25 protein-coding genes are annotated in these 22013 nt (G+C 68.4%); 7 read left to right on the plus strand and 18 right to left on the minus strand.

The features are described 5' to 3' along the window. Positions 1–23: 23 nt before the first annotated feature. The 3 genes from ON40_RS51985 to ON40_RS21705 form a co-directional block, all read right to left on the minus strand. Complete coding sequence (locus ON40_RS51985; RefSeq protein ID WP_157116702.1) at positions 24–200, minus strand: hypothetical protein; 177 nt, start codon at positions 198–200, stop codon at positions 24–26. Between the two features lie 338 nt (positions 201–538). Next, positions 539–793, minus strand: coding sequence for a hypothetical protein (locus ON40_RS21700; RefSeq protein WP_040825497.1), 255 nt, complete (start codon positions 791–793; stop codon positions 539–541). Positions 794–916: 123 nt separating this feature from the next. Continuing rightward, positions 917–1756, minus strand: a complete 840-nt coding sequence (locus tag ON40_RS21705; protein WP_040825499.1) for a helix-turn-helix transcriptional regulator — start codon at positions 1754–1756, stop codon at positions 917–919. A 101-nt stretch (positions 1757–1857) separates the two neighbouring features. On the opposite strand from ON40_RS21705, the gene ON40_RS21710 reads away from it, so the two are divergent. Continuing rightward, positions 1858–2565, plus strand: coding sequence for an SDR family NAD(P)-dependent oxidoreductase (locus tag ON40_RS21710; RefSeq protein ID WP_040825501.1), 708 nt, complete (start codon positions 1858–1860; stop codon positions 2563–2565). Here the strand turns inward: ON40_RS21710 and ON40_RS21715 are convergent. Continuing rightward, the gene (locus tag ON40_RS21715) at positions 2532–3482 is read right to left on the minus strand and encodes a TIGR03564 family F420-dependent LLM class oxidoreductase (RefSeq protein WP_051193386.1); all 951 of its coding nucleotides are present in this window, start codon (positions 3480–3482) and stop codon (positions 2532–2534) included. The genes ON40_RS21710 and ON40_RS21715 overlap by 34 nt on opposite strands. 140 nt (positions 3483–3622) lie before the next feature. Between ON40_RS21715 and ON40_RS21720 the strand changes: the two genes are divergently transcribed. After that, positions 3623–4015, plus strand: coding sequence for a winged helix-turn-helix transcriptional regulator (locus tag ON40_RS21720; RefSeq protein ID WP_040825503.1), 393 nt, complete (start codon positions 3623–3625; stop codon positions 4013–4015). Between the two features lie 70 nt (positions 4016–4085). Here the strand turns inward: ON40_RS21720 and pspM are convergent, their stop codons facing one another. From pspM to pgsA, 5 genes are all read right to left on the minus strand, one after another. After that, a complete protein-coding gene (gene pspM, locus ON40_RS21725; protein WP_245567923.1) occupies positions 4086–4997 on the minus strand; it encodes a phage shock envelope stress response protein PspM in 912 nt (303 codons plus the stop codon). A gap of 44 nt (positions 4998–5041) precedes the next feature. After that, positions 5042–5872, minus strand: coding sequence for a PspA/IM30 family protein (locus tag ON40_RS21730; protein WP_040825505.1), 831 nt, complete (start codon positions 5870–5872; stop codon positions 5042–5044). Positions 5873–6091: 219 nt separating this feature from the next. Next, complete coding sequence (locus ON40_RS21735; RefSeq protein WP_040825507.1) at positions 6092–6505, minus strand: helix-turn-helix domain-containing protein; 414 nt, start codon at positions 6503–6505, stop codon at positions 6092–6094. 127 nt (positions 6506–6632) lie between these two features. Continuing rightward, a complete protein-coding gene (locus ON40_RS21740) occupies positions 6633–7124 on the minus strand; it encodes a CinA family protein (protein WP_040825994.1) in 492 nt (163 codons plus the stop codon). After that, positions 7121–7804, minus strand: a complete 684-nt coding sequence (gene pgsA / locus ON40_RS21745; RefSeq protein WP_373281955.1) for a CDP-diacylglycerol--glycerol-3-phosphate 3-phosphatidyltransferase — start codon at positions 7802–7804, stop codon at positions 7121–7123. Before pgsA ends, ON40_RS21740 begins: the two co-directional genes overlap by 4 nt. Positions 7805–7911: 107 nt before the next feature. Between pgsA and ON40_RS21750 the strand changes: the two genes are divergently transcribed. From ON40_RS21750 to ON40_RS21765, 4 genes are all read left to right on the plus strand, one after another. Further along, positions 7912–8454 (plus strand): amino-acid N-acetyltransferase, encoded by a 543-nt coding sequence (locus tag ON40_RS21750; RefSeq protein ID WP_040825509.1) that lies wholly within the window; start codon positions 7912–7914, stop codon positions 8452–8454. 53 nt (positions 8455–8507) lie between these two features. Next, positions 8508–8792 (plus strand): YciI family protein, encoded by a 285-nt coding sequence (locus ON40_RS21755; RefSeq protein ID WP_040825511.1) that lies wholly within the window; start codon positions 8508–8510, stop codon positions 8790–8792. Between the two features lie 190 nt (positions 8793–8982). Then, complete coding sequence (locus tag ON40_RS21760; RefSeq protein WP_040825996.1) at positions 8983–9399, plus strand: nuclear transport factor 2 family protein; 417 nt, start codon at positions 8983–8985, stop codon at positions 9397–9399. A 42-nt stretch (positions 9400–9441) separates the two neighbouring features. Further along, positions 9442–9873 carry a TIGR03668 family PPOX class F420-dependent oxidoreductase gene (locus tag ON40_RS21765; protein WP_085997762.1) on the plus strand — a complete coding sequence of 144 codons (432 nt, stop codon included), beginning with the start codon at positions 9442–9444 and terminating at the stop codon, positions 9871–9873. Between the two features lie 75 nt (positions 9874–9948). Here ON40_RS21765 and ON40_RS21770 read toward each other — a convergent pair whose 3' ends face one another. The 4 genes from ON40_RS21770 to dapA all read right to left on the minus strand — a co-directional run bounded on the left by ON40_RS21770 (position 9949) and on the right by dapA (position 16450). Beyond that, positions 9949–12573 (minus strand): FtsK/SpoIIIE family DNA translocase, encoded by a 2625-nt coding sequence (locus tag ON40_RS21770; protein ID WP_040825513.1) that lies wholly within the window; start codon positions 12571–12573, stop codon positions 9949–9951. Positions 12574–12800: 227 nt separating this feature from the next. Next, positions 12801–13424 (minus strand): TIGR03085 family metal-binding protein, encoded by a 624-nt coding sequence (locus ON40_RS21775; RefSeq protein WP_040825516.1) that lies wholly within the window; start codon positions 13422–13424, stop codon positions 12801–12803. Positions 13425–13475: 51 nt separating this feature from the next. Continuing rightward, a complete protein-coding gene (locus tag ON40_RS21780) occupies positions 13476–15545 on the minus strand; it encodes a ribonuclease J (RefSeq protein WP_040825517.1) in 2070 nt (689 codons plus the stop codon). Then, a complete protein-coding gene (gene dapA, locus ON40_RS21785) occupies positions 15542–16450 on the minus strand; it encodes a 4-hydroxy-tetrahydrodipicolinate synthase (RefSeq protein ID WP_040825519.1) in 909 nt (302 codons plus the stop codon). The genes ON40_RS21780 and dapA overlap by 4 nt, the downstream gene beginning before the upstream one ends. Before the next feature lie 541 nt (positions 16451–16991). Between dapA and ON40_RS21790 the strand changes: the two genes are divergently transcribed. Further along, positions 16992–17444 carry a hypothetical protein gene (locus ON40_RS21790; protein WP_040825521.1) on the plus strand — a complete coding sequence of 151 codons (453 nt, stop codon included), beginning with the start codon at positions 16992–16994 and terminating at the stop codon, positions 17442–17444. Positions 17445–17510: 66 nt separating this feature from the next. On the opposite strand, the gene ON40_RS21795 is transcribed toward ON40_RS21790, so the two are convergent. The 5 genes from ON40_RS21795 to ON40_RS21815 all read right to left on the minus strand — a co-directional run bounded on the left by ON40_RS21795 (position 17511) and on the right by ON40_RS21815 (position 21940). Next, a complete protein-coding gene (locus tag ON40_RS21795) occupies positions 17511–18554 on the minus strand; it encodes a DUF8320 family protein (protein WP_040825998.1) in 1044 nt (347 codons plus the stop codon). Next, the gene (locus ON40_RS21800; RefSeq protein WP_051193387.1) at positions 18541–19800 is read right to left on the minus strand and encodes a sensor histidine kinase; all 1260 of its coding nucleotides are present in this window, start codon (positions 19798–19800) and stop codon (positions 18541–18543) included. The genes ON40_RS21795 and ON40_RS21800 overlap by 14 nt, the downstream gene beginning before the upstream one ends. 83 nt (positions 19801–19883) lie before the next feature. Then, positions 19884–20561, minus strand: coding sequence for a response regulator transcription factor (locus tag ON40_RS21805; protein WP_040826000.1), 678 nt, complete (start codon positions 20559–20561; stop codon positions 19884–19886). A 163-nt stretch (positions 20562–20724) separates the two neighbouring features. Further along, on the minus strand, positions 20725–21177 hold the full coding sequence (locus ON40_RS21810) for a flavodoxin family protein (protein WP_040825522.1): 453 nt from the start codon (positions 21175–21177) through the stop codon (positions 20725–20727). A 49-nt stretch (positions 21178–21226) separates the two neighbouring features. After that, positions 21227–21940, minus strand: a complete 714-nt coding sequence (locus ON40_RS21815; RefSeq protein ID WP_040825524.1) for an enoyl-CoA hydratase/isomerase family protein — start codon at positions 21938–21940, stop codon at positions 21227–21229. Between the last annotated feature and the right edge of the window lie 73 nt (positions 21941–22013).

Below are 22013 nucleotides of genomic sequence, written 5' to 3' on the forward strand. Positions count from 1 at the left end.
CCGGGCGGCCCGCGCAGCGAAATCTACAGCTTGTCGACCGTGGACTTCGAGCCCGACACCGCCTTGTACAGCAGGTACAGCCCGAACACGACCAAGCTGATCATCAGGATCGGGAACAGCGCCTTCACCAGCGCTCCGACCACGATCAACACCAGCCACACGACTGCGACCACGCCCAGAATCTTCCAGAACATGCTCATTTGGTCCATTCCTCCCGAAGGTTTCCGTCGAACCTCGCCTCACGTGATCCGACACCCTCCATAGTGCCGACCCCACCGAAGAAAATCACCAGGTCAACCCCGATATCAGGGTAAAATCAGGGTACTTCCCGAGGATCTCTCGAGGCCACCCGGCGGATCTCGTCGGCGACCAGATCCGGTTCGGACAGCAGAACGTAGTGGTGGGAGTGTTCGCTCGCACCACTTCGGCTTTCCTCGCCACGATCCGACCCGCCGCCGCGCAATCGACCGGCGGCCTACTCGGCGATGCTTAGCCTAACCTGAGTATGCGTACGGTTGTCGACGGGTTGCGGTGCAGATCAACTCGACTGGCAGACGATGGAGGAGAACTTGGCCACGCCGCGCCAGGTGGTCTGCGCCCGGTGCGCGGCCTGATATCGATTGCCCTTTATCTGAAAAGTGAGCGGCTGCAAGGGTTTTCCGGACCAGTCCGTACCGGTGCAGGTGTACCTCTGCTGCGCGATCGGGCGGGCACCGGCCGCCGGTGCGGTCACCGCCACTGCCGCGAATCCGGCCAGGACGACCACTCCGGCAAGTGTTGCTCTGATGCGCATGGATCCCACTCCCACCATCGACGACACCGACGGCCGCCGACCCTACCTGCCGCCGACCACACTCCCGGACGACCACGCCGAAGCGCATGACCGCAGGCGCGAGCGAGGCATGGTGGCCCGCTCTCACCCGGTGAGTGTCTGCGTCCCCAGCACGGTGATCAGGGCCAGGCGCTCGGCATCCTCGGTGCCCGGTTCCGCGGTGTAGATCATGATGCGCAGATCGCTGCCGGTGACCGTGAGAATGTCGCAGTCCAGCGTCACCGGGCCGACCAGCGGATGATCGATGATCTTCGGAGCGGCGTCGCGCCGGCCGACGGCACCGGAATCCCAGATCTCGGCGAATCGGGCACTGCCGGTGTGCAAGGTGGTGATCAACTCCTGCAACTGACGATCCGCCGGATAACGGGCCGCGGCCGTGCGCAGATCGGTCACCAGCGCGGTCTCGTAGGCGGCAAGGGCCTCCGGGGTGCGGCGAGCATGGGGCGCGGCCCCGAGGAAATGCCGCCACACCCCGTTGCGCTGCACGCCGACCAGCCCGGACTGATCGCCGACCAGCGCCGCATGCTGCGGATTGGCCAGCAGAAGTTGCCAGGTCGCGTCGTAGACCGCGACCGGCGTCCCGGTCAGGCGATCCAACACGCGCTGCACACTGGCCGTGATCCGGCGCGGGACCAGATCCGGATCAGGCAGGGCCAGATTCGCCAGCTGGAACAGATGCGCCCGTTCGGTGCCGGACAACCGCAACGCCCGCGCCAGCGCCTCGACCACCTGCGCCGACGGATTCGATGCCCGCCCCTGCTCCAGGCGGGTGATGTAGTCCACCGAAATCCCCGCCAGCAACGCCAACTCCTCACGACGCAGTCCCGGAGCCCGCCGCCGCTCACCCGCGGGCAGCCCGGCATCCCCCGGTTCGAGCCGGTCGCGCCACCGCCGCATCGCGGCACCGAACTCCGAGGTCGTCATGGTTCCAGTCTGCGATATCCGATCGCGTCGTGCCTGGTACCGCCAGTCCCAGGACATCCAGGCGACTGGCTGAGCGGTTCGGGCGGAGAGAGGCTGGAGCCATGACGACAACACTGATCACCGGAGCGAACAAGGGAATCGGCCTGGAAACCGCGCGGCGGCTCATCGCCGCCGGACACACCGTCTACATCGGCGCACGCGATCTCGAACGAGGCCGCCGGGCGGCCGAGCAGATCGGCGGACGCCTGGTCCAGCTCGACGTCACCGACGACGCCTCGGTCGCCGCCGCGGCGAAGACCATCGAGGCCGACGGCGGGCTGGACGTACTGATCAACAATGCGGGCATCGAGACCCGCGGCCCGGACAACAACGTCCCCGGCGCGGGCGAGACGACCGGCGAGATGATCCGAGAAGTGTTCGACACCAACGTATTCGGCGTCGTCCGAGTGATGCACGCCTTCCTGCCGCTGCTGGCGCGCTCGACCGCACCCGTGGTGGTGAATCTGGGCAGCGGCCTGGGCTCGCTCACCGCCGTCTCGGCCCCGGACAGTCCCGCGCACGCCTATCCCGGATTGGCCTACCCGACCTCCAAGACCGCGGTGAACATGCTCACCGTGCAGTACGCCAAGGCATTCCCGGCGATGCGGATCAACGTCGTCGAACCCGGTTACACCGCAACCGATCTCAACGGCCACTCCGGGCACCAGACCGTCGAGCAGGCCGCCGAGATCGTCGTCCGGATGGCCCAGACCCCGCCGGACGGCCCGACCGGGAGTTACTTCGACATCTCCGGGCCGCTGCCCTGGTGATGGCCGGGCGCGGCGAGATCCCGGCGCAGGTCCGCCAGCAACGCGAGGGTGCGGGCACGGTCCTGCGCGTCACCGGCGAGGCTGATCAGCAGATCCGTCACGCCTGCCGACGCGTAGGCCCGCAGCCCTGCCGCCACCGCCGTCTCGGTGCCGATCACCGCGGTTTCGTGCACGCCGGTCAGCGCCTGAAGTTCCAGTAGCGCACGGTAATTGGCCAGATTCGATGCGGCGGCGGTGCGTTCGGCGACCTGCCGCGAGACCCGCACCGGCTCGGCGGCGGCAGCGGCGGTGACGATGGCGGCGATTCTGGGCTGCGGGCGATTCGCCGCGCGGGCCGCGGCGGTGAGCGGGGGCGCGATATTCGTTGCGATGAATTCTGCTGTGGTCCAGACGGTGACGATGCCATCGACGGTCGAGCCCGCCAGTTCCAGCATCGCCGGACGCAATGCGGACAGCAGCACCGGCGGTGCCTCGACACCCGGAACATCCACCCCGGCAGTCGATTTCAGTGTCTCGCCGACGAATTCGATACTCTCCCCGCGCAACAGCGGCAGCAGCGCGGCCAGATACTCGCGCAGGTGCCGGACGGGTCGTTCGGCCGGTACGCCGTAGACCTGCTCCACCACCGCCGCGTGACTCGGCCCGACGCCGAGCACAAGCCGTCCGCCGGTGGCTGCCGCCACGGTCAGCGCCTGCTGCGCCAGGGCCACCGGATGCCGCGAATAGGTCGGCACCACGGCGGTGCCGACCTCGAGACCGGGCGCGGTACGACCGGCCAGTGCGGCGAGGGTGAGCACATCCCAGCCCAGCACCTGATTGAAGTACACGCCGTCGAGCCCGGCCTCGGCCACCGCGCGGACGGTGGCGAGTATCTCCTCGAACGGCGGAGTGCCGCCGATGTTCACGCCGATACGCATGTTCCTCCTCGTCTGCAAGCCCAGCCGCGCGGTTCCCGGCACTGCGGATTTCGCGCATCGGGCGTCCAACTCGACCAGGGCCGTCCTGTATCAGCGACCATGGTGGTGTCGGTTCAGCACGAGCGGAAGAAGGCACTTTCGTGTCCCCGAGTCACATCGATGTACCTGCCCTGGTCAGCCGCGCATGCCCGGTCGCCGAGGTGATCGATCATGTACGCGGCAAATGGAGTATCAGCATCCTCACCGCGGCCGCCCAGGGCCCGGTCCGCTTCGCCGACCTGCACCGCGCGATGCCCGGAATCAGCCGCCGAATGCTGACCCTCAAACTCCGCAGACTCGAACGCGACGGCCTGCTGACCCGCACCGTCTACCCCACGGTGCCGCCGCGCGTCGAATACGCCCTCACCGACATCGCGACCGAACTACTCGACTCCCTGCAGGGCCTGACCGGATGGGCGACCCGCCATCGCGATACCGTCACCGCCGCCCGCGCGGCCTACGACAGGGAACACGACATAACCGCCGAGGAGTAACCGCTCCGGCCATGTCGGGTAAAAGACGTTGCGGCGCAGCGAAACTGCCGCCGCTCCGGTCGACCGGAGACTACGCGCGGAACCGGCTGTCCGCCAGCTCGGTCAGCGCCTGCGCCCAGCCGTCCAGGCGGTCGGCGGATTCGCGCAGATTCAGTAGGGCCCAATCGGTTTCGGACAGGACCGCGGCCGATTCGGGGACCGCGAGGATACGGCCCGCGGCGGCGACCAACGCCTCGTATTCGGTGACGCCCGAGTCGAGCCGGGCGATCACCACACGCACCTGACCGGACAGGTCCAGGCCCGGGATCGAATCCCCCTCGCCCACAAGTTCGGCCGTCTTCTCCATGGCGGCGATGTCCGCGGCCAGTGCGTGCAGCGCCGCGGCGCAGGAGGCGGCGGTCTCGACGGTGTCGGCGAGATCCTCCGCGGGCATCCGGCCGCCCTGCGAGATCTGCCCGCTCAGGGCGTGCAACGCGGCCTCGGCGCGCACCAGCCGCGCGATCGGCCCGCGCGCCGCCGACCGGACCGGCGGCAGGCGACGCGGCACGAACGCCGCCTGTGGCAAGGGATTTCGACGAAGTTGCAGATAATTCCGAGTGCTGACGGCGGCGCCGGTCACCATGGCCGCCGCACCGCTGCCCAGCATGATCACCGCCCAGGCCGGAGCCGAGACGACCGCCAGTCCCGCGGCGCCCAGGGCGGTGATTCCGGAGGCGGCACTCCACCGCAGACTGCGTCGCCGTGCGCGCCTGCGCCGTCGCAATTCCCGCTCACGCGGATCTGCCCAGGCGCGCACGGCGTGCATCGCGCTCTCCCCCGCCTCGCGCAGGGTGTCGGGCAGCCGCCGTGCGCGGTCGAGCTGTGCGGGCTCGATCCCGGACTGCGCCAACACTTCTCGCGCCACCCGGGAGCGCATCGCACCGGATGCGCGGCCGCGGACACGGCCCATCGCAGGCTCGTCGGCGGCCTGCGATCTCCCCATCACCTCGATGCCTTTCGAACTCGGCGCGAGCGCCGCACGGACGACTACTGCTGCTGGGCGGCCTGGCCCGGGTTGGCCTGCGGCTGCGCGGCGGCCGGATTGGAGTTCGGGGCGGTGACCTGCGGGGTGGCATCGCCGGCGGTCAGCGAATCACCGCGCATCGACGCGCGGATCTGCTCGAGCCGGCTGTGCCCGGCCATCTGCACGCTGGCCTGCTGCACCTCCATCATGCGGCCCTGTACCGAGTTACCGGCCAGCTCGGCCGCACCCAGCGCGTTGGCGTAGCGGCGCTCGATCTTCTCCCGCACCGCGTCCAGACTCGGCGTGCTGCCCGGGGTGGCCAGCGTCGAATCCATCGACTGCAGCGAGGCGGACACCTGCTCCTGCATCTTGGCCTGCTCGAGCTGACTGAGCAGCTTGGTGCGCTCGGCGACCTTCTGCTGCAACAGCATCGCGTTCTGCTCGACGGCCTTCTTGGCCTGCGCGGCGGCCTGCAGCGACTGGTCGTGCAGCACCTTCAGGTCCTCGACCGACTGCTCGGCGGTGACCAGCTGCGCGGCGAACGCCTCGGCCGCGTTGGTGTACTGGATCGCCTTGTCGGTGTCACCGGCCGTGGTGGCCTGATCGGCGAGCATGACCGCCTGACGGGCGTTGGAGTTGAGCTTCTCCACCTCGTCGAGCTGACGGTTCAGCTTCATCTCCAGCTGACGCTGGTTTCCGATCACCGATGCGGCCTGCTGCGACAGTGCCTGGTGCTGCCGCTGAGCCTCCTCGATGGCCTGCTGGATCTGGACCTTCGGATCCGCGTGCTCCTCGATCTTGGAGTCGAAGAGGGCCATCAGGTACTTCCAGGCCTTGACGAACGGATTAGCCATCGATTGATCCCGCCTCCATCTGACGCGCCGCGCTCCAACGCGACTGTGGTGCGCGACCGTCACGCACCCCTGTGGTACCTATCCTCCATTGCCCGGCGCCCCGGGCAAGCGAACTCGCCCGGGACCGATGCTCAGTAGAGAATCTATCCGTTTCCGTTCCGTCGCACAGCCTCGCCGATACCGATCACATACCTTTGCCGGTCGAATAACTTCACCGGGTCAGTTCGCTTGGACGAGCACCAGCTTGTCGGCGGTGGGCGCCGGAATGACGATCCTGGTCTCACCCGGGATCCGGGCGAAGGTCGACGGCGACGGGGCGGGCGCGGCGTCGACCGGTGCGGCGGACGCGGTGGCGCGCTCGGCCGCGGCCGGTTCGCGCCGGGTCCGCGCGGCGGCGAAATCCTGCTCTGCCATATTGATGCTCACATCGGACAGCACCTCGGACAACGGCACGTCCAGGGCCTCGCAGATCGCCGCCAGCAGCTCACTGGAAGCCTCCTTGCGACCGCGCTCCACCTCGGACAGATATCCCAGACTCACCCGGGCGGACGTCGACACCTCCCGCAGGGTCCGGCTCTGGGCGATCCGAGCACGCCGCAAACTATCTCCGATTGCCTCTCGCAGCAGCGTCATCTCGTTCTCCTAACGGTTCATGCCTGGCCGGACGAGCCTATGCAAGTGACAACGTCACATGCCCTCGGCTGGTTCCCAACCGTGGCCGCTGCCTCGCCGGTACCCCGGCGTCACGAGCGCTACGCGCTCATCCCCCGCCCAGGCCGCGAGCGAGTTCGGTCACGGCGGCGTGCACCGCTCCCAATCTGATCGTCCACCGGTCACCGGCCAGTTTCAACCGCAAAACCTCGGTGCTCTCCGGACCGGACATCCCCAGGAACACCGTACCCACCGCGTGACCGTCCTGTGAGTCGGGCCCGGCCACCCCGGTCAGGCCGATTCCCCAGTCCGCTCCGCAGACCCGCCGCGCCCCGGCCGCGAGCTGTTCGGCGGTTCCGGCCGCGACCGGGCCCTCGGTGGCCAGGAGGTGCTCGTCCACCCCGGCCAGGGTGTGTTTGAGGTCGGTGGCGTAGACGATCAGGCCCCCGCGCAGGACGGCACTGGCGCCGGGCACGCCCGCGATGGTGGCCGAGAGCAGGCCCGCGGTGAGCGATTCCGCCGTCGCCACCGTCGCGCGCGCGGACAGCAGGCGTTGCACCAGGTCCGCGGCCGGGACCGCCGCCGTCAGCGGATCGGTCATCGCGACTTGGCCGAGCGCGACCACAGACGCGCGGCCTGCACGACGTAATCCAGGCCGGTGACCACGGTCAGCGCCACGGCCACGTACATCAACCACAGTCCCGCCGTGGCGAACGCACCCGAGAGCGGCAGCAGCAGCACCGCGATGGCGAGCGATTGCACGAGCGTCTTCAGCTTGCCGCCACGGCCCGCCGGGATGACTCCGCGCCGCACGACGGCCAGGCGCAACAGCGTGATTCCTATCTCACGGGCGCAGATCACCACGGTGATCCACCACGCCAGATCCCCCAGCGCCGACAACCCGATCAACGCCGCGCCGATCAACGCCTTGTCAGCGATCGGGTCGGCGAGTTTGCCGAAATCGGTGACCAGACCGTATTTGCGGGCCACCTGTCCGTCGATGCGGTCGGTGATCGCCGCGATGCCGAACAGCGCCGCGGCCAGAATCCGCCAGCCGGTGTCGTGCCCGGTCCCGGTGAACAGCGCCACCAGGAACAACGGCACGATCAGAATCCGCAACACGGTCAGAATGTTGGCGATGTTCAGCACCGGCACCGCAGCGGGTTCGGTGCTCGGCACGGCCGGGGCCGGGGCCAGATTCGGGCGCGAACGGGGCGTTTCGGTCCGCGGGGGCAGCGAGTCCGACCAGCCGCCGTCCATATCGTCGCTCTGCACGCTCACCGGCACCCTCGTCCGGGACGGGCCCGGAAAACCTCGGGCGAGCGGGCGGAGTGGATGTGCGGCACCACACCAGACTATCGGTACCGAACCCGACTACTGTGCACCCCATGACGACACGGGCGACACACAGCGGTTCGAGCGACGGGACGGTGGCGGACGCCCCGATCGTCCGCCGCGCCCGTACCTCGGACGTGCCCGCGATCAAGACCCTGGTCGACGTGTACGCCGGACGGATTCTGCTGGAGAAGAACCTGGTCACCCTCTACGAGGCGGTCCAGGAGTTCTGGGTCGCCGAACTGGACGGCGAGTTGATCGGATGTGGCGCATTGCACGTGCTGTGGGCCGATCTGGGTGAGGTGCGCACCGTGGCGGTGCATCCGAGCGTCAAGGGCAAGGGCGTCGGCCGCCTGATCGTCGATCAGCTCATCGCGATCGCGCGGGAGTTGCAGCTGCGCCGGCTGTTCGTGCTCACCTTCGAGGTGCCGTTCTTCGAGCGGCACGGTTTCGCCGAGATCGATGGGACGCCGGTGACCGCGGAGGTGTTCGCCGAGATGTGCCGTTCCTACGACACCGGCGTCGCGGAGTTCCTGGACCTGAGCTACGTCAAACCGAACACCCTCGGCAATACTCGTATGCTGCTGAACCTCTGATCGCACGATCGAGCCTCCGCTACCACCCATCGCCGAACGCCCCGGGAGTCACCATGGCCATCTTCGCCGTCCTCTACACCTACGCCGAGGCCCAGGCCGCGGGCCGTGACGAGCACCGCCCGGCCCACCGCGCCTGGCTCAACGATCTGGTCGACCAGGGCACCGTCCTGACCAGCGGCCCCTACCCGGACGGCTCCGGCGCCCTGATCCTGGTCCGCGCCGATGACCTGACCGCCGCGCAGACCCTGTTCGCCCAGGACCCGTTCGCCAAGCACGACCTGCTGCACGAGGCGCGCATCGTGGAATGGAAGCCGACCATGGGCGCGTTCGTCGACTGATCCACACCGAAACCCCCTGCACCACAACCAATTTCACCATCGAATCAGCCACGAATCCGGCAGCGAACAAATCCGTTTCGCTGCCGGATTCTCGGTGTTACTCGAGCGTGCCGCTACCTGACGCACTACGCACAACCGGCACGGTTCGGTACAGTGCACCTATACAACCAGTTGCATAGGTGAGGTGGCGATGCATTCATTCCGGCAGGCGGTCGAGACGCACGATGCGGCGGCGATCGAGGCGACATTGGCAGACGACGTGGTGTTCACGAGTCCGGTGGCGTTCAAGCCGTATCCGGGTAAGGCGATCACGGCGGCCATTCTGCGCGGGGTGCTGCGGGTGTTCGAGGACTTCCGCTACGTCCGGGAGATCGTCGATGCGAACGGCCGGGACGCGGCGTTGGTCTTCGAGGCCACTGTCGACGGAAAGCATGTCAACGGTTGCGATTTCGTCCACCTGGACGAGCAGGGCAAGGTCGACGAGCTCACGGTGATGGTCCGCCCGCTCTCGGCCGCGACCGCTCTGGCCGAGGCGATGGGCGCGCAGTTCGAGCAGATTCAGCGCGAGGCGACCGAGCGGATCCAGCGCGAGGCAGCCGGAGCCTGAGCGAATCGGCCACCCGCCGTCGATGGTCGATACCCTGATCACGTGCGGTTGACCGAACAGGATGCGCTGACGCGGTTCCGTGACGCGCGGGTCGCCCGCCTCGCCACAGTGAGCGAGGACGGGCAACCGCACGTCGTCCCGGTGACCTTCGCTCTGGCCCCGGATACGCCCGAGCCGGTCGCGGTCTTCGCCATCGATCACAAACCCAAGACCACGACGAATCTGCGACGCCTGCGGAATATCGCTGCCACGGAACGAATTTCGCTACTGGCCGACGAGTATTCCGAGGACTGGACCCAGCTGTGGTGGGTTCGCCTGGACGGCACGGCCCACATCCTGACCGAACCCCCGGACCACACCGCACCGATCGCCTGGCTCACCGCGAAATACCCGCAGTACCAAGACAATCCACCACAGGGCCCGGTCGTCCGTATCGCCGTGCAGACAATCTCGGGCTGGTCCTACACCGGCTGATCAGTCCCGCACCTAGCAGTTGCCCGAGACTGTCGTCGTACCGCCCCGAAGATCCCGGCTACTCCGCACTCTCGGCTACTCCGCACTCTCGGATGCGCCGTCGTCGGACACGTCGGCCGGATCTCCACCACGAATCGTGTAGAGCAGACCATCCAGTTCGTCGGGTTTGATCAGCACGTCACGCGCCTTGGATCCCTCGCTGGGACCGACGACACCGCGGGTCTCCATCAGATCCATCAGGCGACCGGCCTTGGCGAAACCGACGCGCAGCTTGCGCTGGAGCATCGAGGTGGAGCCGAACTGCGAGGTGACGACCAGTTCCACCGCCTGCACGAACAGGTCCAGATCGTCGCCGATATCGGGATCGACGTCCTTCTTCTCCCCGGCCTTGGCGGCGGTGACGCCCTCGGTGTAATCGGGTTCGGCCTGATTCTTGGCGAAATCGACGACGCCCTGGATCTCCTCGTCGGAGATGAACGCCCCCTGCAGACGGGTCGGCTTGGACGCGCCCATCGGCAGGAACAACCCGTCACCCATACCGATCAGCTTCTCCGCACCGGGCTGATCGAGGATGACGCGCGAGTCGGTCAGCGAGGAGGTGGCGAAGGCCAGCCGCGAAGGAACGTTGGTCTTGATCAGACCGGTCACCACGTCCACCGAGGGACGCTGCGTGGCCAGGACCAGGTGAATGCCCGCCGCACGAGCCTTCTGGGTGATGCGCACGATCGCATCCTCCACATCGCGCGGCGCGGTCATCATCAGATCCGCGAGCTCGTCGACGATGGCCAGGATGTACGGGTACGGCCGGTAGACGCGCTCGCTGCCCAGCGGCGTGGTGATCTGCCCCGACTTGACCTTCTTGTTGAAGTCGTCGATGTGGCGGACCTTGCTTGCCTGCATGTCCTGATAGCGCTGCTCCATCTCCTCCACCAGCCAGGCCAGCGCGGCGGCGGCCTTCTTCGGCTGGGTGATGATGGGCGTGATCAGATGCGGAATGCCCTCGTACGGTGTGAGTTCCACCATCTTCGGGTCGATCAGGATCATCCGCACCTCCTCGGGGGTGGCGCGGTGCAGCAGCGAGACCAGCATCGAGTTCACGAAGCTCGACTTACCCGAACCGGTGGAACCGGCGACCAGCAGATGCGGCATCTTGGCCAGGTTCGCCGAGAGGTACTCCCCCTCGATGTTCTTGCCCAGGCCGATCAGCAGCGGGTGCTGGTCGTTGCGGGTGGAGGGCGCCTTGAGCACGTCGGCCAGGCGCACGAGTTCGCGGTCGGCGTTGGGCACCTCGATGCCGACGGCCGACTTGCCCGGGATCGGGGCCAGCAGGCGGACGTTCTCGGTGGCGACGGCGTAGGCGATATTGCGGGCCAGCGCGGTGATCTTCTCGACCTTCACACCCGGACCGAGTTCCACCTCGTACCGGGTGACCGTCGGGCCGCGCACGAATCCGGTGACCGCGGCGTCGATCTTGAACTGCACCAGCACCTCGGTGATCGCCTCGATCATCGATTCGTTCGCGGCGCTGCGTTTCTTCGGCGGTTCGCCATCGGTCAGCAGGGACAGCGGCGGAAGCTGGTAGTCGCCGTCGACCTCGCGTTCGGTGACGAATTCCAGTTGCTGCGGTTCCGGGGGCGGCGGGGTCTGATCGATGACCTTGAGAGCCTTGCGCTTCGGCTTCGGCTCGGGTGCGGGCTCGGACTTCTCCGCGGCGATGGGCTTGGCGTCCTGCAGGGGAGGTTCGCCCATGACCTCGGTGGCCGAATCGGATCCGCCGAATTCGTCGGCGGGGTAGTTCTCCTCGGGCGTGCGGCCGCGCCGCCGACGCGGACGCGGCTCGTGCACCGGCAGGCCGTCGGCGTCGTACTCGTCCGAGTCGTACCGCCCGTATCGGTCGTCGTACGAGTCGTATTCGTCGCGAGCGTCGGTGCCGAACAGCCAGCGCAGGCGATCGGGCACCTCGCGCACCGTAGTCCCGGTCAGCAGCAGCACACCGAATGCGATGGCCAGCAACAACAGTGGGGTGGCCAGCCAGGCGGTCAGGCCGTTGCGCAGCGGCCCGCCCATCACGTAACCGACGAAACCCGCGGCGTGCGCGCGGCCGTGCGCATCGGCCGGCGAACCGGCCGCGATATGCCACACCCCCAGGGCCGGGAGCGCGACGAGCAGCCCGCCGAGTACCAGTCGAGGCCGGATCTCCGGGCGCGGTTCGGTGCGCATCAGCACCACCGCGATCGCGCAGGCCACGAGAGGCAGTGCGGCCGAGGCGGATCCGGTGAACAGCCGCACGGCCGTATCGATCGCGTGCCCGACCGGACCGCCCGCGGACAGCCAGACCGCCGCGGCGATGATCACGCTGAATGCCACCAGCGCCAAGGCGATTCCGTCGCGGCGATGCCCGTGCTCGATCTCCCCGGCACGGCTCAGCGTGCGAGTGGTGGCGCCCATCCCGCGGGCGAGCATGGTCCAGCCGTTGCCGACGCCGCGCCGGAAAACCGCCAAAGGTGCGGTGTTGGAACGGGCCCGCGGCGCCGGACGGCGAGCCGGGGCCTTGCGCGCGCGTGGCGCGGGATTCTTACGAGAGTTGGCCGAGGATGATCCGGAACGCGAACCGGCCGAACGGGACCGTGCCGGAGCCCGCCCCCGCGCCGATCCCGCCCGCGAACGAGACGCCGTGGTGCTGCGGGACTTGCCTGCCATACCCTCAGGCTAGCCGCAACAGCCCCATCCAGACCATCCGCAACACCCACCCCACACACATCAGCCGGGGAAATCTGGGCGACCGTCCGGCGAACCGATGTCAACGAACATCCCGCCGAGAGCTGTGTCACAGGATATCGGCAGACCGGGCCGCCGCCCACTCGACACGCCCCGCGACGTTCCGACGGACGACCGATTCTCCGGCCTCGGAAGCGATCGAGCGCCGCTCAGATGCTCCGGTCGCAGTCGTGTACCGCGCGCACATCCTCGTCGCTGCCGGTGGCGGTGAGCCGCACCTCCTTGCGACCGAAGGCGTGCAGCAGCAACTCCGAAGGCGGGCCGGTGAGCACCACCTCGGAGCCATCGACACTGTGCGCGGTCACGCGCTCACCGTCCGGGGTCGCCAGCACCACCGTCACCGGGGCCTTGCGATAGGCCATACGAGCCATGCGGCGCAGGGCATTCCACAGATTCCGCTCATCCTCGACGGCCAATTCCCTGGGCTCCCAACCCGGCTCGGCGCGCCGCACATCCTCGTGATGGACGAACATCTCGGTCAGGTTGGCCACCGCGTCGACCGGCCGCAGCGGCGACCACCACGGCGGGCCGGTGCGAATCTGCTCCAGCAGTTCGGCGAACGGCCGCTGCGCCGCCTTGGCCTGTACCGAATCCAGGTACCCGGCAAGGGATTTGATCATGATGCCGGGCGCGGCATCGGGCCGCCGCTCCCGCACGACCAGATGCGCGGCCAGATCCTGCACCCTCCAGGTCCCACACAACGTCGGTGCGTCCGGCCCGGCGGCGGTCATCGCCACGACCAACGCCCGCCGCTCGTCCTGAGCCATACTCATAGGCCAACCCTAACCACACCCACAGCGCCGGGCGACCCCGCGCCGGAGCTACTACACCCCCATCACGGTGGGCACGATCATCGGGCGGCGGCGGTAGGTGTCGGCGACCCAGCGGCCCACCACGCGGCGGACGCTCTGGGCGATGCGGTGGGTGTCGGTGATGCCCTCACCGGCCAGGCGCACCAACTCGGCCTCGACCAGCGTATGAGCCTCGCTCAGGGCGTCGGGATCATCGGAGAAGCCGCGGCCGCTGACCTCGGGAGTGCTGACCGCCTTACCGGTCGTCGCGTCGACGGCGACGGTGATCGAGATGAAACCGCCCTCACCCAGCACGAGGCGATCGGACAGGGTCGACTCGCCGACGTCACCGACCGAGAGGCCGTCGACGTAGACCTGTCCGACCGGCACCCGGCCCACGATCGAGGCGATGCCGTCGACCAGATCGACCACCACGCCGTCCTCGGCCAGGATCACCCGATCGACCGGGACACCCGTCGCCGCGGCCAGCGCACCGTTGGCGCGCAGATGCCGCCACTCGCCGTGCACCGGCATCGCGTTGGTGGGCCGCACCGCGTTGTACAGGTACAGCAACTCACCGGCCGACGCGTGCCCGGAGACGTGCACCTTGGCACTCTGCTGGGTGACCACGGTCGCGCCGAGCCGGGCCAAGCCGTTGACCACGCCGAACACGGCGTTCTCGTTGCCCGGGATCAGCGAGGAGGCCAGCACGACCAGATCGTCGGCGCGGATGTTGATCTGGCGGTGATCCCCGCGCGCCATCCGCGACAGCGCCGAGAGCGGCTCACCCTGCGATCCGGTGGAGATCAGCACCAGCTTGTGCACCGGCAGGTTGGCGGCCTGATCCAGATCCACCACCACGCCGTCCGGAATTTCCAGATAACCCAGATCCTGCGCGATCTGCATATTGCGCACCATGGAGCGGCCGACGAAGCAGACCCGCCGGTCGTAGCGCTGGGCTACCTCGACGACCTGCTGGATGCGGTGCACATGGCTGGCGAAGGAGGCGACGATCACCCGGCCCTTGGCCTTGCCGATGACGTTGTCCAGCACCGGACCGATCTCACGCTCGGGTGTGACGAATCCGGGCACCTCGGCGTTGGTGGAGTCGACCAGGAACAGGTCCACACCCTCGTCGCCGAGCCGGGAGAATCCGGCCAGGTCGGTCAGGCGACCGTCCAACGGCAGCTGATCGAGTTTGATGTCACCTGTGTGCAACGCCAGGCCCGCGGGTGTGCGGATGGCGACCGCGATGGCGTCCGGAATCGAATGGTTGACCGCGAAGTATTCGCATTCGAACGGGCCGTGCGTGGTCTTCTCACCCTCGGTGACCTGGATCAGCTTCGGCTGCAACCGGTGCTCCCGGCACTTGGCCGCGACCAGGGCGAGCGTGAACTTCGAACCGATCACCGGAATGTCGCGGCGCTGCCGCAGCAGGAACGGCACCGCGCCGATGTGATCCTCGTGGCCGTGCGTGAGCACGACGGCGACCACATCGTCCATCCGGTCCTCGATCGGCCGGAAATCGGGCAGGATCAGATCCACGCCGGGCTGCTGATCCTCCGGGAACAGCACACCGCAGTCGACGATGAGCAGCTTGCCGCCGAACTCGAACACGGTCATATTGCGGCCGATCTCACCGATACCGCCGAGAGCGAACACGCGTAACCCGTTGCGCGGCAACGCCGGAGGCAGACCCGCGGGCTGACCGAGGACCGAGCCCGGTTGCGGGGCAGCGGTTTCGGACCGCTTCGAGGACTGCCGGCCACGGCCCGACCGACGCGCGGAACCACCGCGATCGGATTTGTCCTGCGCGCCCTTGTCCGGTGCGGACTCACCCTTCGCGGCGCGAGCGGCCTTCTCCGGCTGCGTGTCCTGCGCCCGGGTCTTCGCGGCCCGAGTCTCCTCCTGGGCCGACTTGGCCCGCCCGGCCCGCTTCTTCGGCTCCTCCGAAACCGCCTCCGCCACAACCGGTTCCGGTGCGGCCGGTTCCGGCGCAACCACCGGTTCCGGCGGCGGGGCCGGAGCCGGAGCACCAGCGGAGCGGGACGCCGCCCGCCGAGGACGACGCGTCACGGGCGCACCCGAATTCTCTTCACTCATTTCAGCACCCCCGCGGCCCGCAGATCTGCGGCAACCGCTTCGAGTTGTTCGGCATCGGGCATCAACTGGGGCAGACGCGGCTCACCGGTCTCCACCCCGAGCAGCCGCAACGCCGCCTTGGTCATCGACACACCACCCACGCGGGCCATCGCCCGGCACAGCGGCAACATGCTCACGTGCAGCTCACGCGCGGTGACGACATCACCGGAGAGATAAGCGTCCCGCAGCTGACACAGCCGCTCGGGCACGAGATGCCCGATCACGCTGATGAACCCGACCGCGCCGACCGACAGCCACGGCAGATTCAGGATGTCATCGCCCGAGTAGTAGGCCAGATCGGTCTCGCTGATCAGCTGCGCACCACCGGCCAGATCACCCTTGGCATCCTTCACCGCCACGATCCGCGGATGCTCCGACAGCCGCAGAATCGTCTCAGACGCGATCGGCACCACCGAGCGCGGCGGAATGTCGTACAACGTCACCGGCAGATCGGTGGCATCGGCGACCGCCGTGAAATGCGCGATCAGCCCGTCCTGCGTGGGACGCGAATAGTACGGAGTCACCACCAGCAGCCCGTGCGCGCCCGCACGCTGAGCGTTACGCGCCAACTCGATGCTGTGCGCGGTGTCGTAGGTACCGGCCCCGGCGATGACGGTCGCCCGGTCACCCACGCCGTCGACGACCGCGCGCAGCAGATCGAACTTCTCCGTCTCGGTGGTCGTCGGAGACTCCCCGGTGGTGCCGGAGATGGCCAGCAGGTCGACCCCCTGATCGACCAGATGAGCGGCCAGTGCGACGCCGGCATCGACATCGAGCTTGCCGTCGGCAGTAAAGGGAGTCACCATCGCGACACCGACCGTGCCGGACGCGCGCAGCCCGTTCCCCGTCGATTCACCGTTCGTCATGGTCAAAAAGGCTACTGGGTCTTTGGCCTCCGCTTCGCTCCGGCATGTTTTTCGGCGCCCTGAGGCTCGTCGTTGCGCGCTCGAGACTCGGGCTTCGCCCATGCGCTTCGAGCGCGCAACGACGAGCCGCGCCGAAAAACCTGCAGGTGTTCTTGCTGAGCCTTTCGCGTCGCGGGCGAGTTCCGGCCGGACGGAGACGCTTCGCCGCTGGGTGCGTCGCCTGTCGTTCACCGGGCACGTCGCCGGTCGTTCACAGACGTCGTCGCCGGTCATTCGCTGGGCACCTCGTCAACCGCTCGGTGAGCCCGTCGACAGTTGCTCGGTGGGCGCGTCAGCAGCCAGTGTCAGCACTCGTTTGCCGGGGACGTCAGCAAGTCGTTTCAGTAGGTGCGTCGGCAGTCGAACCGTCGGTGTGTCAGCAGTTGTTCCGCAGGCGGCGCGCGCCAGCAGTTGTTCCGCAGGTGCGGCGGCGGTCGTTCCGTGGGTGCGGCGGAGCAATATTTTCCTTGAATGATGTCACTTGTGACGTCACAATGGCGTCATGGATATCGATAAGTACACCGCGCGGCTGCGCGAGGATCTGGTCACCGCTGCCGCTCTCGGCGACGAGAAGACGCAGGCCACTGCCGCGGCGCTGGCTTCCGCTACCGAGAACGCCGCGCGGCTCACGCTGCTGGCGGCGCTGTCGGATCTGGCGGCCGAGGTCAGTGCGGAGCTCGGCGATCGGACCGTGCACGTCTCGCTGGACGGGACCGATGCGAAGGTGGACGTTCGCAAGAACGCCCCGTCGCCCGACGATGACTCTCCGACCTTCGAGGACATCACCGGCGACATCAGCCGCGTGACCCTGCGCATGGTCGACCAGATCAAGACCCGCGCGCAGCAGGCCGCCGAGCAGAGCGGCATGTCGCTGAACTCGTGGCTGTCCACAACCGTCCAGGATGCGCTGCGCGATCAGACTCGCTGGGGTGGCCCCGGGCGTCGCGAGGACTGAAATACGTTCGCGCACGAGGCGGTTAGCGGAGACGTCAGAGTGGCGTCACCATGACGTCAAGTGAGCTCAGGTGCTCACCGCGACATTGCCGTCGGTATCGATCTCGGTGCGCCGGTCGTCATCGGCGGCGTGCGCCAGAACCGTCGCCAGCACGCGCCGCCCCAGGGGCAGTACCCGCACCGTCACCGAGCCCGCATTCGCGGCATCCAATTCCCTTACCGCGGAATCGATCACACGTTGCCGCACCCACTGCGGCACGCCCTCGAAACCGCCGTCGTCGAGCAGGACCACCTCGACCCCGCGGGCCCGCGCACCCCGCGCCGCGCCGCTGAGCTCCTCGGTCACCAACTGCGGCGCGCGCAGGCCGTCCCGCAGTTCGGCCTCGAGCAACCGGCACTGTTCCCGCTCGGTGGCGGTCAGCACGGCGCCGTCGGCGATCCGCTCCAGGATCGGGCGGGCCACCCGATCCAGTCGGGCCAGCTGCCGGATCCGCTCACCGTCGGCGGCGATCATCGTCGCCTCGGCCGCCGCCCGAATCGTGGCCTCCTCGCGCAGCATCCGCAGCGAACGCTGGATCGGACGGATGATCACCGCGAACGCCGAGATGGCCGCGACCGTGCCGATCGGGACGATCGACGCCGAGACGATCGCGTCGAACCGGACATCGATCCGCAACCCGGCGACCACCAGAACCGCCGCCGACGCGGCCACACTCAGCCACGCCGCCGCGATCCGGCCGCGCAACACCAGCGCAGCCAGGACATACGAGCAGGCGAAAGCCGTCCACACGACGTGATGTGCGGGCGCGGAACCCAGATCCACCGCCGTCAGCGCGGTGGCCACGGGCCCCGCGACGGTGACGAACACCGTCGCGCTCCACGGCAGCGGATCGTCCGGCACCAGCAGTACCAGCGCCCCTGCCGCGGCCATGATCACCAGGGCGACCAGCGTCTGGGTCAGCGACGCGGCCTGCAGATTGCCGAGCATGTACAGCACGATGATCAGTTCCAGGATCAGGACGAACAGCCACGCCATACCGCCGCGCAGGCCCAGCAGATCTCGTAGCCCGAATCGGGAGTCGAAGTCACCGCCCGCCTCACGCTGAGCCATCGCCACCCCACACCAGCGTCACGGTGGTGCCCTCTCCCGGTTGTGATTCGACGAAACCCGCGCCACCGGCCAACTGGCGCATCCGGCCCAGGATGCTCACCGAGATGCCCAGCCGGTCCGCGGACACCTGCGCCACATCGAAACCCGCGCCGTCGTCGTTGAACACGAGCCGGATACTGCCCGCGCTGATGGTGCAGGTGACCGTGCGATGCACCGGCTGACCGGGGATCGTGGCGTGGCGCAGACTGTTGCGCACCGCCTCGCCCAGCGCGGCGGCCATTGTCCCGGCCACGGCGACGGGCATCCGCAGATCGTCGAATCCGGGCCAGGTGCGGGTGGCGAAACGGATGCCGGGATTGATCTCGTGCACCGCCGAACGCAGGAAGATCACCGCCGACCGCGCATCGAGCACATCGGGTTCGCGCACCTCGACCCGGATCTCGTCGAGCTGATCCAGCGTCGACTGGGCCTGCCGCCGCAACACCGAGACCTCACCGGGCGACGCGCCGGGACAGGGTTTGGGTGCGCCGGCGGGCGGCGGACCCGCGGGCGCGTCCTCGGCACCCCGGGAGGCGTCCAGCAGCGTGGACAGCACCGCGTCGTGGATGAGCGCGGCGAACCGGGCGCGCTCGTGATCGCGGGCCGTGGAGGCGGCCGTCGCGGCAGCACGCCGCCCGGCGACGGCCGATTCCCGGTCGACCCGCGCGCCCGCGCCGTGCGCGCAGGTGACACACCACAGGAACAGGGTGGCCAGCCCGCAAGCCCGCAGCAGACCGCTCAGCGCCGACATCGTGCTGAACTGCTCGACCAGATACACGTTGACGAACGCCACCGCGGTCGAGCCCACCAGCAGATACACCACCGAGAACAACAGCCGCCAGGCCAACGCCGCGGCCAGCATGCCCAGCGGCAGCATCCGATACAGCCATACCGAGGACGCGTCGAGGGTGTGCGGCTGCACCGCGATCGGCGTGATCGCCAGCGCGACCAGGAAGCTCAGCGCCGTCAGACCCGACACCAGGCGGATCACCGCGGGACGCGACCGCACCGACACCGCCGCCAGCACCGGGAATCCGCCGAAGGTGAGCACGGCCGCGACCGGACTCCACCAGCCCGGCGCGTCGTGGCCCTGCTCGACGATCTCCGGCATCGTCACCAGGCCCATGATCACCCCGCCCAGGCCCATCGACAGGCCCAGCCGCCGCATGATCCCCTCCGACGCGGTCGGTGAGACATGCTGCGACACAACGTATCTCCCCCTCCGGCCGACGCCTGTCGACGCCCGCGCCCCGGAACGCGCACGCGGGACGCCCCGCGCGGCGGACACGGTCATGCGCGTGGGTTGCGCTCGGGCACCGGCAGCCACCCGTCCTCCACCGCGCGCTTGTACAGGTCGGTCTTGGTGGGCGCGGGACGCCCGGCGTCGGCGTATTTCTGCCGGATCCGGCCGAGGTAGTCGTTGACGGTCTGCTCGGACAGACCCGTCATCCGCGCCACCCGGGAGGCCTTCTCCCCCGATGCGTACAGCGTCAGCACCTCCTGCTGACGCGGACTGAGTCCGACGTCGGGCAGTTGCGGATCTCCGTCGATGGCCGCGGCCCAATCGGTGGTGACCACCTGCTCGCCGGATGCGGCCGCGCGCACCGCCGACACCACGGTCTGCACATCCTCGGATTTGCGGACCACCCCGAGCACCCCCGCTCGGGCGGCCGCGCGCACCAGGAACGGATTGTCCGCACCGGTGAATACGAGCACCTCGTGCCCGCCCTCGCGCAACGCGCGCACATTATCCTCCGGCGCGGACCCGTCGGCGAGCCGCAGATCGAGTACCACCAGATCCAATTCCGGTGCGGCGGAGAACAGTTCGGCCACGGTTCCGGCAGTGATGATCAGGTCCAGATCCGGCTCGGGCGCCAGCATACTGGCCAGCCCGAGCGCCACGGATTCGTGATCTTCGACCAGCCCGATCCGTCGCGGCCGGACCGCGCCCTCATATGTCGGCTCCACAGCGCTCTCACCTCTTCCCAGATCCCGTGTTCCGGGAACGACCACCTCGCCCCTTCGATCGGCACCCACACCGACCGAATCCGGAACGTATCGGATTCGAGTATGCCGGGGCAGCAGCCCCGACGTGAGCCGTTGATTTCATGGGGGAGCGGAAAGTGACCGGTCAGGACATGAGTTGCGCCGCGACCGTCGCGCCGAGTTCCCAACACGCTTGCAGGTCGTCCTTGGACGGTTTGCCCGACACCGTCACGTACTCGGCAGATTTCACCCACCCCAGCCCGGTGGTGATGGCGGTGACGCCCTTCTCCGCGCCTTCGGTGCCCTCGTTGCCGTGCAGGTAGAGGCCGAAGGGGCGGGCGCGGGTCGAATCGAGGCAGGGGTAGTAGATGACGTCGAATGCGTGTTTGAGGGCGCCGCTCATGTAGCCGAGGTTCGCCGGGGAGCCGAGTAGGTAGCCGTCCGCCTCGAGGACGTCGGTCGCAGACACTGCCAGCGCGGCGCGGCGCACGACTTCCACGCCCTCGATCTCCGGATCGGTCGCACCCGACACGACGGACTCGAACATCGCCTGCATGAACGGTGACGGGGTGTGATGGATGATCAGCAACGTCGGCACGGACTCAGGCTAGTGGGCGGGGTCTGCGACTCGCAGGAGCAGCGAGGCGCTACTTCTTCTTCAACGCGCGATCCGCCGCGGCCCAGTGTTCGTCCGAGATCCACAGGTGGGCGAAGGCGTCCACGGCCTCGTCGGGGGTGACGCCGGACAGGACGTGTTTGATCCGGCCGGCGGGGACGTTGGCCAGGGAGCGGGCCAGCGCGCGCCAGCCTTCCTCGAAGGACTCGCGCGGGAGTACGCGATCGATCAGCCCGACCCGTTCGGCTTCGGCGGCATCGAGCACGGTGCCCGAACCCGCGAGCAGCAGTGCGCGACTGCGGCCGACGAGTGCGGCCAGCCGTTCGGCGCCGCCCCACGCGGGCATGATGCCCAGGGCGACCTGGTTGAATCCGATCCGGATGTCGTCGGCGGCGACCCGGATGTCCGCGGCGACCGCCACCTCCGCGCCACCGCCGAAGGCGTGCCCGTTCAGCGCGGCGATCACCGGGGCCGGGAATTCCGCGAGCCGATCGCAGATGCCGCGCATCCGCCAGGCCATCTCGGCCGCGCCGTCGAGGGTGCGGATCGCGGCGAGTTGTTTGAGATCGCCGCCGGAGACGAACGCCTTGTCCCCCGCGCCCCGGATCACCAGTGCGCGTGCGCCCTTGGCGGCGTCGAGCGCCTCGTCGAGCTGATCCATCGTCTCGGGCGCGATGGCGTTGCGCGCCTGGGGGCGGTCGATGGTGACCACTGCCAGCCCGTCGTCCAACTCGAGGTCGACCACAACCGGTTCTCCGATCTAGATATTGGAATTCTTGTATTTGGAGAATAGTATATCCGCCACGGACAGCCCCCGT

The organism is Nocardia jiangxiensis NBRC 101359, from assembly GCF_000308615.1.
Taxonomy (GTDB): Bacteria; Actinomycetota; Actinomycetes; order Mycobacteriales; family Mycobacteriaceae; genus Nocardia; species Nocardia jiangxiensis.